General features: G+C 66.5%; 11 protein-coding genes and 2 pseudogenes. 4 read left to right on the top strand and 9 right to left on the bottom strand.

Annotation, left to right across the window (positions count from 1 at the left end; all coding sequences use genetic code 11):
- Positions 1-12 precede the first annotated feature (12 nt).
- Positions 13-435: an uL11 family ribosomal protein gene (locus ACFWUP_RS15970; RefSeq protein WP_379234832.1), complete on the bottom strand. Its 423-nt coding sequence runs from the start codon at positions 433-435 to the stop codon at positions 13-15.
- A gap of 106 nt (positions 436-541) precedes the next feature.
- On the opposite strand from ACFWUP_RS15970, the gene ACFWUP_RS15965 reads away from it, so the two are divergent.
- Together ACFWUP_RS15965 and ACFWUP_RS15960 are read left to right on the top strand one after the other, a co-directional pair.
- The gene (locus ACFWUP_RS15965) at positions 542-1,345 is read left to right on the top strand and encodes a transglutaminase family protein (RefSeq protein ID WP_379234830.1); all 804 of its coding nucleotides are present in this window, start codon (positions 542-544) and stop codon (positions 1,343-1,345) included.
- A 622-nt stretch (positions 1,346-1,967) separates the two neighbouring features.
- A complete protein-coding gene (locus tag ACFWUP_RS15960) occupies positions 1,968-3,188 on the top strand; it encodes a hypothetical protein (protein ID WP_379234828.1) in 1,221 nt (406 codons plus the stop codon).
- Between the two features lie 5 nt (positions 3,189-3,193).
- Here the strand turns inward: ACFWUP_RS15960 and ACFWUP_RS15955 are convergent, their stop codons facing one another.
- Together ACFWUP_RS15955 and ACFWUP_RS15950 are read right to left on the bottom strand one after the other, a co-directional pair.
- A complete protein-coding gene (locus ACFWUP_RS15955; RefSeq protein WP_379234826.1) occupies positions 3,194-5,140 on the bottom strand; it encodes a hypothetical protein in 1,947 nt (648 codons plus the stop codon).
- A complete protein-coding gene (locus ACFWUP_RS15950; RefSeq protein ID WP_379234824.1) occupies positions 5,137-6,219 on the bottom strand; it encodes a glycosyltransferase in 1,083 nt (360 codons plus the stop codon). Before ACFWUP_RS15950 ends, ACFWUP_RS15955 begins: the two co-directional genes overlap by 4 nt.
- Positions 6,220-6,270: 51 nt before the next feature.
- Between ACFWUP_RS15950 and ACFWUP_RS15945 the strand changes: the two genes are divergently transcribed.
- Positions 6,271-7,152, top strand: coding sequence for a pentapeptide repeat-containing protein (locus ACFWUP_RS15945; RefSeq protein WP_379234822.1), 882 nt, complete (start codon positions 6,271-6,273; stop codon positions 7,150-7,152).
- A 40-nt stretch (positions 7,153-7,192) separates the two neighbouring features.
- Here ACFWUP_RS15945 and ACFWUP_RS15940 read toward each other — a convergent pair whose 3' ends face one another.
- The 5 genes and pseudogenes from ACFWUP_RS15940 to rlmN form a co-directional block, all read right to left on the bottom strand.
- Positions 7,193-7,483, bottom strand: a complete 291-nt coding sequence (locus tag ACFWUP_RS15940; RefSeq protein ID WP_379234820.1) for a hypothetical protein — start codon at positions 7,481-7,483, stop codon at positions 7,193-7,195.
- 206 nt (positions 7,484-7,689) lie between these two features.
- A pseudogene (locus tag ACFWUP_RS15935) lies at positions 7,690-8,259 on the bottom strand (radical SAM protein); the annotation flags it as partial.
- A gap of 55 nt (positions 8,260-8,314) precedes the next feature.
- Positions 8,315-8,910, bottom strand: a pseudogene (locus ACFWUP_RS15930) (nucleotidyl transferase AbiEii/AbiGii toxin family protein).
- Positions 8,907-9,113 carry a hypothetical protein gene (locus ACFWUP_RS15925; protein ID WP_101466481.1) on the bottom strand — a complete coding sequence of 69 codons (207 nt, stop codon included), beginning with the start codon at positions 9,111-9,113 and terminating at the stop codon, positions 8,907-8,909. The pseudogene ACFWUP_RS15930 and the gene ACFWUP_RS15925 overlap by 4 nt, the downstream one beginning before the upstream one ends.
- A 667-nt stretch (positions 9,114-9,780) precedes the next feature.
- Positions 9,781-10,890, bottom strand: a complete 1,110-nt coding sequence (rlmN, locus tag ACFWUP_RS15920) for a 23S rRNA (adenine(2503)-C(2))-methyltransferase RlmN (protein WP_379234818.1) — start codon at positions 10,888-10,890, stop codon at positions 9,781-9,783.
- Positions 10,891-10,991: 101 nt separating this feature from the next.
- Between rlmN and ACFWUP_RS15915 the strand changes: the two genes are divergently transcribed.
- On the top strand, positions 10,992-11,360 hold the full coding sequence (locus ACFWUP_RS15915; protein ID WP_379234816.1) for a lipopolysaccharide assembly LapA domain-containing protein: 369 nt from the start codon (positions 10,992-10,994) through the stop codon (positions 11,358-11,360).
- Here ACFWUP_RS15915 and ACFWUP_RS15910 read toward each other — a convergent pair.
- Entirely contained in the window at positions 11,357-12,229 is an 873-nt protein-coding gene (locus ACFWUP_RS15910; protein ID WP_379235002.1) for a phosphatidate cytidylyltransferase, read from the bottom strand. The genes ACFWUP_RS15915 and ACFWUP_RS15910 overlap by 4 nt on opposite strands.
- Positions 12,230-12,311 lie beyond the last annotated feature (82 nt).

Here is a 12,311-nt window from a genome sequence, read left to right as displayed (position 1 = left end):
GCCATGCCGCGGTCAGTTCTCGACCCGCACGCCCATCGACCGCGCGGTGCCCGCCACGATGCGCATCGCCGCCTCCACATCGGTGGTGTTCAGATCGGGAAGCTTTCGAATCGCGATGCGGCGCAGTTGCTCCCGGCTGATCGACCCGACCGGTTTGTGCCCGGGTTGCGGCGAGCCGGGGTGGCCGACGGCCCTGCGGATCAAGGAGGCGGTGGGTGGGGTTTTGAGCCGCATCGTCCAGCGTTTGCGGGCGTCGATCGTGATGACGGCGGGGATGATCTCGCCGCGATTGTCCGCGGTGGCGGCATCGTAACGCCGTTTGACCTCGAACGGTGGGACACCGGTGGGACCGAGCATCTTGCCGAGGATCATCAGCGAGGCATTGCCCGCTTCGAGCTCGAGAGTGACTGTGACAGAGGCTGTTTCGCGCGCCATAGTCAACGATCTCGGACGCGCGCGTCGATCCGGTCCCGCGACGATAACGTCTGAGCCGCAGCCGTTCGGTTCGCGCGGGCAACGTTCGCCTGTCACTGTAGTTGGCGTGAAACGTGACGTTTCCGCCCACTTGGAGGTCGCGGTCCATGCCGATGCGGTACTGCAATGTCAGATCGCGGTGGCCCGCACGCCCGGACAGGATCTGTCCGAGTCCCTGACCTGCTCGCTGGACGGGCAGTTCCTCACCCCGCGCGAGATCATCGGGTCGCACGGGTCCCGGATCCACGTCCTCGACGTGCGCGCGGGCACCCTGCGGATCGACTATCAGGCGACCGTGCGCGGCATCGCCTTCATCGAACCGCACTCCGACTATGACCTCGCGCTGTACCGCCGTCCCAGCCGCTATGCGGAGTCGGACAAGCTGCTCGGCTTCGCGGCGGCCGAATTCGGTTACGGGATCGCCGATCCCGAGGTGGCCAACCGGGTTGCGGCGTGGATCGGCCGGCGGATCAGCTACCTGCCCGGCAGCAGCACCCCCATCGACGGCGCGGTGGAGACCATGCTGTCGGGCACCGGCGTCTGCCGTGACTTCTCGCACCTTATGGTCGCGCTCCTCCGCGCGGTCGGCGTTCCGGCACGGGTCGCAGCGGTGTACGCACCGGGATGCGTGCCGATGGACTTCCACGCCGTCTGCGAGGCCTACATCGACGGCAGATGGCAGGCCTACGACCCGACGGGCCTGGCACCACGCTCGAGCCTCGTCCGCATCGCCACCGGCCGCGACGCCTCCGACATCGCCTTCCTGGACAACCACGGCGGCGACATCACCCTCAACGTCATGTCGGTGAACGCCTTCGTCGAAGGACCACTCCCCTACGACGATTTCGTGACGCCGACCAGCATCGTCTGACCGGACGCATCAATTCTCTACAGGGAAGTACCGGAATTGATTTTCGCCGAATTACCGGCCGCGGAATCGGCACCTTCGATATGTCTCCATCGACGATCGGCCCGGCGACCCCGGAAGGTGCGCGGACCGGCCGTCGACTAGCGTGGGACGAAGCGGACAAGCAGGAGGATCGAGCACCACGTGAACACCGAGAACGACCCTGTGGTGCCGGTCACGGTCGCCGACAGGTGGGCAACTGTATCGGCTTCGCACACAGTGTTGTTCGTGGTCCACAACATCACCACGCTCACCCGGATTCTCGATATCGTGCCGGTGTTCGAGAACGATCCGCGCGTTCACCTGTATCTCACCTGCACGCCCTCGGACCCTTTCCGAGCCGGCGTCGATGAGGCCGCTGACGACACCGGAATCGCTCGCATTTCCTGGAAAGACGCCGTCGAAACAGAATTCCACTTGGCCATTTCCGCCAGCCATCACGACAATATCGACGAACTGATTTCCCCACTCGCGATATTGCCGCACGGTATCGGATACACTAAATACTCACCGGAGAGCCGAGAGCCGAGAGCCGAGAGCCGAGAGCCGAGAGCCGAGCGTCTTCGGTCTTTCGCCGGAATGGGTGTTGCGCGACGATGTTCCGCTCGCTCGGGCGCTGGTCTTCTCCCATACCAACCAGTTGACCCGACTGCGCGAGGCGACGCCTGCCGCACTGCCGGTCGCCCACGTCGCGGGCGATCCGTGTTTCGACCGTATCCTCGCCAGCCGCACATTTCGCCGCCGATACCGGCACGCGCTCGGCGTCGGTGATCGAACCCTGGTTCTCCTGTCGACGACCTGGTCGCGCAAGTCCACGATCGGCGTGCGATTCGACCTGGTACGAAGTTTGCTCGCCGAATTGCCCAGGGACGAATACGCCGTCGCGATCGTGGTCCATCCGAATGTGACGCACCGACACGGTGTGAGCCAGGTGGGGTTGTGGTTCGCCGATTGCCTGCGGGCAGGTCTGATCGTGCTCGACGAAATCGACGGGTGGCGGCCAGGTCTGATCGCCGCGGACGTAGTGATCGGCGACAATGGTTCGGTCACCGGATACGCGGCCGCGCTCGGTACACCCACCTTGCTCGCGGCATTCCCGGATGTTCCGCCCCACACCGCCATCTCGGAGCTGGGCGCCGCCGCTGGGCGCCTACCCGCGCACGGCCCGTACCGCGCTGTCATCGACGAGGCTCGCGCCGACGACGCCACCGACAGATTCGCCCGCGTGGCCGCGCTGATGACCTCGGAGCCCCGCCGTTCACTCACCTTGCTCCGCGATATCTTCTATCGCATTCTCGAACTGCCGGTCCCGGATTCGGAAGTCCGTGATTCCATCCTGCCCGCTCCGGTCAGCCGGCCGGTACCGGATACCTTCGCCGACATTGTTTCGGTGACCGTCGAAGCAGCGGTGATCCGAATCCGGCGACGTCCCGCGGAAATTCAGACCCGAGCGAATTTCCCGACGTGGCATCTGTGCTGCGCCACCGACTACCCGATCCGCTCGCTGCGAGAGAACGCGGCTGTGCTGGTCGGTCGGTCCGGCGACACCGGCGGCGATTTCGTGCGCTGGTCACGCACGCAACTGCTGCACAACCCGCTCGCCGTCGTCGTGGCGACCGAGACCGCTCGCGGCTGCGTGGCCATGACGCGAGAGGGGGTCGCCGTCCAGGTCACCGGGTGCCCGGCCGAGATCGCCGCCTCGATGCTCTACGCGTGGCGCGAGACGAACAGCGACCACTGGCCCGGCACGCACGAGGTCGTCGTCGGCAACGTCGGCTACGAGATGGACGTCGAAAGGCTCAGCTGAGCGGGTCACTGACGAAGGCGCTGCGCCGTCGCACGATGAACCTCAGCGGCCGCCGGCTCGGCCAGCTCCGCCAGCCTGTCGTGGACGTCGGCGGCATTGCGCCGCATGTGATGACGTTCGAGCACGAGGGCCGCGGTCGAGAGCAACGCTCGTGCGTCGACCAGATCGCCACGGCGCGTGGCGATCTCGGCCAGCAGGGTAGTGCAGCGGGCGGCGTTGTTGGCATCGCGCGGCCTGGTCGCGAACAGCTGCTCGGCCGCGCGCAGGAACGGCTCCGCCTGCTCGTCGCGCCCGAGCTGCGTCAGCGTGCGGCCCAGATGCATGTCGATCAGCGCCGCCGACCTGGCTCGCTGGGCCTCGGCGGTGATCGCACCGACGGCAGCCCGCGCGGCGAGCAGCAGCTCGTAGGCCTGCTCGTACGATCCGAGCGCCGCGCGCTGCAAGGCTTCGTGTTCGAGTTCACCCCACCTGCCGGGCGCGTACCCGAGGGCGCGCAGGCTGTGCAGCCGAGTGCCCGACTCGATCGGCTCGCCGCGGCGCTCGTGCAGCGCGGCCAGATCACGCAGGAGCTGCCAGCGGGTCGCGATGTCGTCGAGGATTGTCCAGGCGCCGGTCAGGTCGTCGAGAAGAGCGCAGTAGCCGTCGACCAGTTCCGCTGTGCGAAATGTCTGATATCCGAAGGGCCACAGCGCAACCCACAGGGTCAGCGCATCCAGTTCGAGTCCGAGCTGGGTGGCGCGGCGAGCGGCGGCGACGAAGCCGGACCAGCCCGCGGCGAACTCGGCGGAAGCCCGCTCGGCGCCTGGTGTGCCGTCGTATCGGCGTGGCGTGTCCGCGTAGACCGCGGCAACCGCGGGCGCCGGAATCCATCGGTCCGACAGCGAACGTGCCAGTGCGACCGCGCGACGCGCGCACAGGCGCAACACCCGGTGCTCGACGTCCGCGGGATCGATCGCCCTCGACTTCGCGTTGGCGTGTCGGCGCATCAGCACCGGGAATTCCCACATCTCGCCATCGAGATCCTGCAGCAGCGAGCGCTCGACGAGTTCGCGCAGACTCCGCTTGACCACCGCGACCGGCGAATTCAACAGCGCCGCCGCGAATTCCAGATCGAAAACCCCGCCCGGCGCCCAACTCAGCCAGCGGTAGGCGGTTGCCGCGGCCGTGCTCGATCCGGCGTACGCCGCATCGCACACCGCGAGTCCGACGGGTTGTCCATCGATACTGAGTTCCTCGGACATGTCATCCCACGATGCCATCCGGAGCCGGGCCAGATACTCGGCTACCGTCTCGACGCCGTCGGCCAGACGCACCGCCATCGCCTCGATGAGCAGTGGCACGCCCCCGACCAGTCGCACCAATTGTTCGAGCTCGGCGGAGTCGGCGTCGCTCAGCACCGGACCGCCGAGGGCGCGCAGGTGGCTGACCGCGTGCTCGGGCGGGAAGCCGCGCAGCTTCACCGTGGCGAAGTCGGCGAGTTCGAGGCGACCCAGGTGCTTCTCCCCGGCCACCAGCACCGCGGCGTTGCCGAGGTCGCCGAGCAGCGGCAGGACCTGTTCGGCCGACTCGATGTCATCGAGGGCGAGCAGCACCGAACGGCGCGCCAACATCGAACGCAGCATTTCCACTCGCAGCCCAGGGGCCGGGATCTCCTGCCAGCCGATCCCGAGTTGCACCAGTAGCGACTCCGCGACCTGCGCGGGACCTACTGTGCTGTGTGGGTCCGCCGGGCGGGCCTCGTAGAACAGCACCTCGGAGTAGTCGTCGCTGTGGCGATAGGCGAGCGAGACCAGCATGGTGGTCTTGCCGACACCGTTGGCACCCGACACCGCGAGCAGCAACGGTCCGCCCGCCGCCACCGCGTCCTCGCGCAGGTGCTGAACCAACCGGAGCTCGTCATCTCGGTTGAGGCACACCGGTTTACGCGGCAACGCGTGGTGCCGAGTTGTCACGCTTCCCCCTTCGTCGCCGAGGACGATACGACGATAGCCGAATCGCGGCGCGCGGGACCACCGAGCAACTCGAGCAAGACGTCGGCCGCGCGTTCGGCACCGTGTGCGACTTCGGCGCGTTCGCGCAACCACTGTAACCGCCTGCGCACCAAGGGGTCCGCGCGCAAACCATCGGCTAGAGCGCGCAGGTCGCAACCATGGCGCGCGTACGCCGCCACACCGAGTTCGCACAGTCTGTCGGCGGTGCGGCGCTGTTCGGCACTGCGCGGCGCGAGCAGCATCGGCACTCCGGCCATGATCGCCTGGTGCACCGAATTCATCCCGGCATGGGTGAGGAACACATCGGCCGAGAACAGTTCGGCCTCCTGTGCGATCCACCCCGCGGCGACCACATTGCCCGAGAGTGGGCCGAGTTCGGCGACGGGAAGGTCGCCGGTGGCCATCACCACGGTCCATGGTGTGTCGGCGAACGCGGTGACGATGTCGTGGAAGAACGCCGCGGGGCGAGCGAAAACACTCCCCGACGCGACGACCAGCACCGGCCGCGATCTCGGCGACACAGGGCGTGGCCGCGGACGCGCCGACAGCGGACCGACGAAATGGACTCCGGCACCGAATCGACCCCGCCGTGGCTGTAGTTCGGGCACAGCGTTGACCAGAACCGTCCCCCCGCGACCGGCGCGCCGAGCATGAGTGGTCCACAGCGGAACCGCCGCAACGCGGTGCCGCCGTGCCGTTCGCTCGATGAGCGGTAGGTGTGGATCGAAGACACACAGCCGCACGGTCCTGGGTGACAGTGCCGCGTCGACGGTCTCGATCGTCGCCCTGATCGCACGAAGCTTGTTGTACTGCAATCTGATTCGTTCCGTCGTGGCCGCCGGTCCATAGCCCGACGGTACCCGTGGCACGTGCGCCACCGGCGCGACCAGGTGCCGCGCACCCGAAGCGGCGACGTCGGCGCCGAACCGGGCATCGGCAACGACGGTGACCAGCACATCGTGGCGCGTGAGCTCGGTGACGACCGCCAGCGTCGGAGTGAGATGTCCGATCGCCGAGTACGGCACGAAAAGCACTTCCATGCCGTCATTCTCGCCGCCCACGAGTGGAGTTGATGACCGGATCATGGTGGTATGTCAGCCATGATCGGGACCGCGAAAGTGGTCGCTGCGCGCGGCTCGCTGGTGATTGTCGTCGTCGGCGCTGTTGTCGCGGCGGTGTGGTTGCTGTATCAGGTTCCCGTCTGGTTCGCCGGTAATCCCAAGGACGCGGAGCCCTTTCGGGGCAGCCTGGTGCAGCTGATCGGTTTCGGAGTGGCCGCCGCCGTAGCCGCGTACGGCATCAAGAAGCACTATCTGGACCGCGACAAGCAGTACACCGACAGTTACAGCGCCGCCGTCACCAAACTCGGTTCCACCGACACGTTTCTGCGAGCAGGCGGGGCGCGCGAACTCGCCCGGATCATGCACTACAGCCCCGCCGACCGGACACGGGCCGTGGAAACCTACGCCGACTTCCTGCGCCTGACGACCTGCGCGGCGGGTTACGTCGCCGCGGCACCTCCCGCACCCGATATCGAGGCGGTGGTCGCGGCCCTGCGACGGCGCGACCCCGTGCGCGGTGAACCCGCCATCAACCTGACCCGGGTCCAGCTCCCCCACGCCGACCTGCACGGCGCACCGCTGACCGGCGTCGACCTGTCCCACGCCACCCTGACCGCGGCGAGCCTGGCCGGGGCCGACCTCACCCGAGCTGACCTCCGCGGCGCGCTCCTGAACAAGACCGACCTGACACGGGCCACCCTCGCGGGCGCCGACCTGACCGGCGCCCGCCTGATCGGTGCCGACCTGCGCGGCGCCGACCTCACCGGCGCGGATCTCACCGACTGCACCCTCAAAGCCGCCGACCTCCGCGGAACAGACCTGCGGCGCACACTCGGCCTTCGCCGTGAACAATGGGACACCGCCATCACCGACTCGGCAACGCGCGCACCCGAATTCGACGACCCGGAATGACCCGAACAGTCATTTCGGAGCCTCAGCCGCGTGTTCCAGGTCAACTGGTAGACGGCAGCATGACCGTGGTCAGGCGAAAGAGGTCGACCGGACCAGCGAAGTCGGTCATCACTCCCAGCAACCCCTGACAGGTTTTTTCATCGTAGAAGAAGATGCCGGTGCCGCCCCCGAGCGACCGGAATCCGTGCCAGAACTCGAGATCGGCGAGATGGACGGTCGGCTCAACGCCCGAGGACCGACGCCAACCGCGCTGCTGCGCGACTCGGTCGATCGCCGCGTCGATCAATGGGTTCGTGGACGGTTGACCCGCGTTCATGAAGTCCGCCCGCATCGCCAATTCGTCGTGGAAGTAGTTCCACGGGACAAGGAAATCCTTTGCCGTACGGAGTAGTTCCCGCAGGTGAGCCACTCGGTCCGGCAGCGAGGTGGATGATTCAGAAACCATATTGCGACCCCTGGTTCGTGCGACGAATACCATCAGTCGAGCTGAGGTGCCAAGGGTAACCGGTCCCACCGACACGAACTGCTGCCGCTCGATCAGCCCTCGGCAGCCAATTGACCGCAGGCGGCGGCAATCTCCTGGCCGCGGGTGTCACGGACCGTGCACGACACACCCTGAGCGATCACGCGGCGCACGAACTCCTTCTCGACCGGCTTGGGGCTGGCGTCCCACTCGCTGCCCGGAGTCGGGTTGAGGGGGATCAGGTTCACGTGGACGAGGGGGCCGAGGGCCTTGTGTAGCTTCTTGCCGAGCATGTCCGCACGCCACGGCTGGTCGTTGATGTCGCGGATCAGCGCGTACTCGATCGAGACGCGGCGCCCGGACTTGTCGGCGTAATAGCGTGCGGCATCGAGCACTTCGGCAATGGACCAGCGGTTGTTCACCGGCACCAGGGTGTCGCGGAGTTCGTCGTCGGGGGTGTGCAACGATACCGCCAGGCGCACCGACATGTTCTCGTCGGCGAGTTTGCGGATCGCGGGGGCGAGGCCGACGGTCGAGACCGTGACCGAGCGCTGCGAGATGCCGAGGCCGTCGGGGGCGGGCGAGGTGATACGGCGGACGGCGTTCACCACGCGCTTGTAGTTCGCCAGCGGCTCGCCCATGCCCCCTGATTTACAAACGTTCCGACCAGCGCTGACGGCTGGAATATCACGTCGAGAGTTAGTCGGCGCTCGGTTGGCTCTGCATCTCCGCCAGCAGTTGGGCCAGGTCGCGGTCCCGATCGAAGCCTCGCTCGGTGATCAATTGAATCGCCTCAGCAGCGTCTGCAATATCGTCCGCGGTTGCGACCGCGGCCAAGCTCCTGAGGTCCGCACTGTCCTGCGGGCGGCTCTCGTCATCGCGAGCAAGCAGCTTCAACGCGATCAGATGCCCAGTGCGAGCAATGGGCACGACCAAACCGGGAAAAATCTCAAGCGGCTCCGACGCACGAACAATCTCCGGCTCGATACCCGAACTGGCAAAAAGTAGGTCAACGACCACGGGAACCCCGTCGATGCGCCGCTTGAGCCGGACAGTCGCCAACCGGCCGTTGTCGTGCTCGACCGAAGCGAACAACTGGTATCCGGCCGCTATCAACGACCGCACCAGACCTTCAGCTTGGCGTCATCAGCCACCGCAGCAGCGATGTCGATATCTGCCGTGAATCTTGGATTCGACCGGGCCGACACCGCGAACCCGCCAACAATCGACCACCGACATCCGCGCTGATCAAGATCGGAAGCAGCCTTCCGGAGCGCAGCCTCGAGCGGATTCATGCGAACCTGGCAGACGGTCGGCCTCGCCCGCCGCCAAGTGGCTCGAACGGTCGCGACAGCAACCACTCGTCAATCGCCGAATCGATCACCGACTCATCCGCATCCGGCCGCTCGCGACGAAGTCGCGCGCGCTGCATGCCCAAGCCGAACTCGAACATGTCGATCGCGAGCCGGAGCCGATCCGCAGGTGAGTCGTCGTCCATGTACAGAGCCTACCGTCGGGGTCGGTCGCCACACCGGCCATCCGCACGCAGTAGCCACGCACCCGGCGCCCTCGTCAGGAACGACTTGGCCACCCATTTGGCGTTGAGGGCCTTGGCACTTCATATTCAGATCGCCCACAGCCGCAATCCACTTCCAGTAGTTTGGCCACCGGTTCTATCCCGGTGACACCAAGGGACGGGAGGATGGTGAGCCAAGCAGTCTGCCGCAGTGATGACGCGATCCACCAGGCAGTAGGGAAGGAACCGATGTCCGACGTCAGTTTTTCTGTGGCGGTTCGCGCCTTTTGCCCGGTCGAACGCGGTGGGAGCCAAAACTCGCCCAGGAATACGTGCTGCCGACCGAGTCCGACGACGACCCACCTGAACCATCCGATGCACCGGACTCCGTCCACCGACCCGCACCCGATCAGCTCCTGCTGTTCGACGAGGAAGATGAGGTATTGGCACCGCTCTGACGCCGAGGTCATCCGATCTGGGCGGACGCCACTTCCGCGAGGGGTCGTCGATGGCGGTATCACCGGCGGAGCTGTCGCAGCGATTCTCCGTGATGCACGAGACGGGCCGAACCTGGCTCGGGGCCGTAGCGCCAACGCCGGCGGCCGACCGTGCGGTTTGCACGGTGTCGCCGAACGGAAGTACGAAGACCTCAGCCTTCTGCTGCGAGCTGCCCACACGCCGCCGCGATCTCCTGCCCACGCGTGTCGCGGACCGTGCACGTCACGCCTTGCGCTTGAACCCGACGCACAAACTCATCCTGCACCGGCCTGGGACTCGCATCCCACTCACTACCCGGCGTCGGATTCAACGGAATCAGATTCACATGCACCAACGGCCCCAACGCCTTACGCAACTTCTTACCGAGCATGTCCGCGCGCCACCCCTGGTCGTTGATATCACGGATCAACGCGTACTCGATCGACACCCGACGACCCGACTTATCCGCGTAATACCGTGCCGCGTCCAGGACTTCAGCCACCGACCAACGGTTGTTCACCGGAACCAAGGTATCCCGCAGCTCATCGTCAGGAGTATGCAGCGACACCGCCAACCTCACCGACAGATCCTCATCCGCGAGCTTGCGGATCGCCGGAGCTAGACCAACGGTCGAGACCGTCACTGACCGCTGCGAGATACCGAGCCCGTCCGGCGACGGAGAGGTGATGCGCCTAACAGCTGATAGCACACGTCTATAATTGGCTAGTGGTTCGCCCATGCCCATGAACACGATGTTGGACAGGCGGCCGGGACCGCCGTGTACTTCGCCGTCGCGCAGGTCGGCCGCGGCCGCACGGACCTGGTCGACGATCTCCGCGGTCGACAGGTTGCGGGTGAGCCCGGCCTGCCCGGTCGCGCAGAACGGGCACGCCATCCCGCAGCCTGCCTGGCTGGAGATGCACAGGGTGTTGCGGTCGGGGTAGCGCATGAGCACGCTTTCCAGCAGCGTGCCGTCGTGGGCCTTCCACAGCGTTTTGCGGGTGTCACCCTCGTCGCAGGCGATATTGCGGACCACCGACAGCAGCGGCGGGAACAGGGTTTCGGCGACCTTGTCACGCACGTCGGCGGGCAGATCGGTCATCAGCGCCGGGTCGGCCTGCAGGCGGCCGTAGTACTGGCGGGCCAGTTGATCGGCCCGGAACTTCGGCAATCCGAGTTCCTGCACCGCCGCCTTGCGTTCGTCCGAATCGAGATCGGCGAGGTGGCGCGGCGGCATACCGCGGCGCGGGGCATCGAACACGAGGGGCAGGGAGGTGGCCATAGTTTCACCATTGTCCCAAACATCACGTCGGGCCCGCCACGCCGGGCGACGTTATCGAGAAGTTGCGTGCGTGAGAGATAGTAGTCGGCAATGATCGAACTATGAGCACACACGCGGAATCCGGTGCGTCACCGGCCGAACACGACCCGCCGACCACCGAACACACCGACAAGCACAGCAAGACGGTCGAACCCGCGAAGACCGCACCGGTCGCGCACGACGCCGTGCACGGATCGCGCACCGGCTACACCTGGATCGCCCTGATCGCCGCCGCCCTGCTCGGCATCGTCCTGCTGGTCTTCATCATCCAGAACCTCGACAAGGTCCGCACCGAGCTGCTGTTCTGGAGCTTCGAGCTGCCACTGGGCATCACCGTGCTGCTGTCGGTGATCGCGGGCGCGCTGGTGATGGCACTGGTCGGCGGGGTCCGCATCCTGCAGTTGCGCCACGCGGCGAAGAAGTCGCTCTAGATCAGCGCGCTCAGGACCAGCCAGGACACGAACGCCGAGGGCAGCATCGAGTCGAGGCGGTCCATGATGCCGCCGTGGCCCGGCAGCAGCGTCCCCATGTCCTTGATGCCGAGTTCGCGCTTGACCTGCGACTCGATCAGGTCACCGATGGTCGCCACGGCCACCAGGCCGACACCGAGCACCACACCGATCATCGAATTCGCCTCGAGCAGCAGCGTGACGGTCAGCAGACCACCGATCACGCTGAACACCAGCGAACCGCAGAACCCTTCCCACGACTTCTTCGGGCTGATCGCGGGCACCATCGGATGCCTGCCGAACAGCACACCGGCGACATAGCCGCCGACATCGGAGCACACCACCAGGATCATGAACGTGAGCACCCGCAGGTTGCCGTCTGGCTCGAGCAACAACAGCGTCGAGAACGCGGCCAGCAGCGGGATCCAGGTGAGGGTGAACAGCGCGATCGCGGTGTCACGCAGGAAGTTCTTCGGCGCGGTACCGAGGCCGTGGTCGAACAGGCGCCACACCATGCACACCAGCGCGGTGGCAGCGAACGCGCCGAGCACCCCGCTCGCTCCCCACGGCCAGCCCAGCCAGAACACCGCCTGACCGCCCACGAGCAGCGGGATCCGCGGCACCAGCACATCGGCTTCGCGCAGGCGCTTGGTGACCTCCCAGGTCGCCACACCGACACCGAGACCGGCGACCGCGATGAACACCTTCGGCACGAACAACAGGATCGCGATCAGCGACAAACCGAGCGTCAGCCCGACCGCCAGCGCCGCAGGCAGATTGCGCCCCGCCCTCGACGCCGGAGCAGGCGGCTGCTCATCCTGCGGCGTGGTCTGCTCGACCACGTCCGGCATGGGATCCGGTGCCGCCCCGGTGGCGGCGGCGTCTTCGGCCACGATTGTCCCGTCGCTCAACTCGTCGTTCCGTTCATCCCCC

The organism is Nocardia sp. NPDC058658 (assembly GCF_042716665.1).
Classification (GTDB): domain Bacteria; phylum Actinomycetota; class Actinomycetes; order Mycobacteriales; family Mycobacteriaceae; genus Nocardia.
The sequence above is the reverse complement of the archived record's forward strand: the minus strand, read 5'-3'. Positions and strand labels throughout refer to the sequence as shown.

Excerpts from the sequence above, each read along its gene's own strand:
- ACFWUP_RS15970 (WP_379234832.1), bottom strand. The coding sequence starts at position 435 with ATGGCGCGCGAAACAGCCTCTGTCACAGTCACTCTCGAGCTCGAAGCG.
- ACFWUP_RS15950 (WP_379234824.1), bottom strand. The coding sequence starts at position 6,219 with ATGGAAGTGCTTTTCGTGCCGTACTCGGCGATCGGACATCTCACTCCG.
- ACFWUP_RS15945 (WP_379234822.1), top strand. The coding sequence starts at position 6,271 with ATGTCAGCCATGATCGGGACCGCGAAAGTGGTCGCTGCGCGCGGCTCG.
- ACFWUP_RS15940 (WP_379234820.1), bottom strand. The coding sequence starts at position 7,483 with ATGCGGGCGGACTTCATGAACGCGGGTCAACCGTCCACGAACCCATTG.
- ACFWUP_RS15925 (WP_101466481.1), bottom strand. The coding sequence starts at position 9,113 with ATGGACGACGACTCACCTGCGGATCGGCTCCGGCTCGCGATCGACATG.
- rlmN (WP_379234818.1), bottom strand. The coding sequence starts at position 10,890 with ATGGCCACCTCCCTGCCCCTCGTGTTCGATGCCCCGCGCCGCGGTATG.
- ACFWUP_RS15915 (WP_379234816.1), top strand. The coding sequence starts at position 10,992 with ATGAGCACACACGCGGAATCCGGTGCGTCACCGGCCGAACACGACCCG.
- ACFWUP_RS15910 (WP_379235002.1), bottom strand. The coding sequence starts at position 12,229 with ATGCCGGACGTGGTCGAGCAGACCACGCCGCAGGATGAGCAGCCGCCT.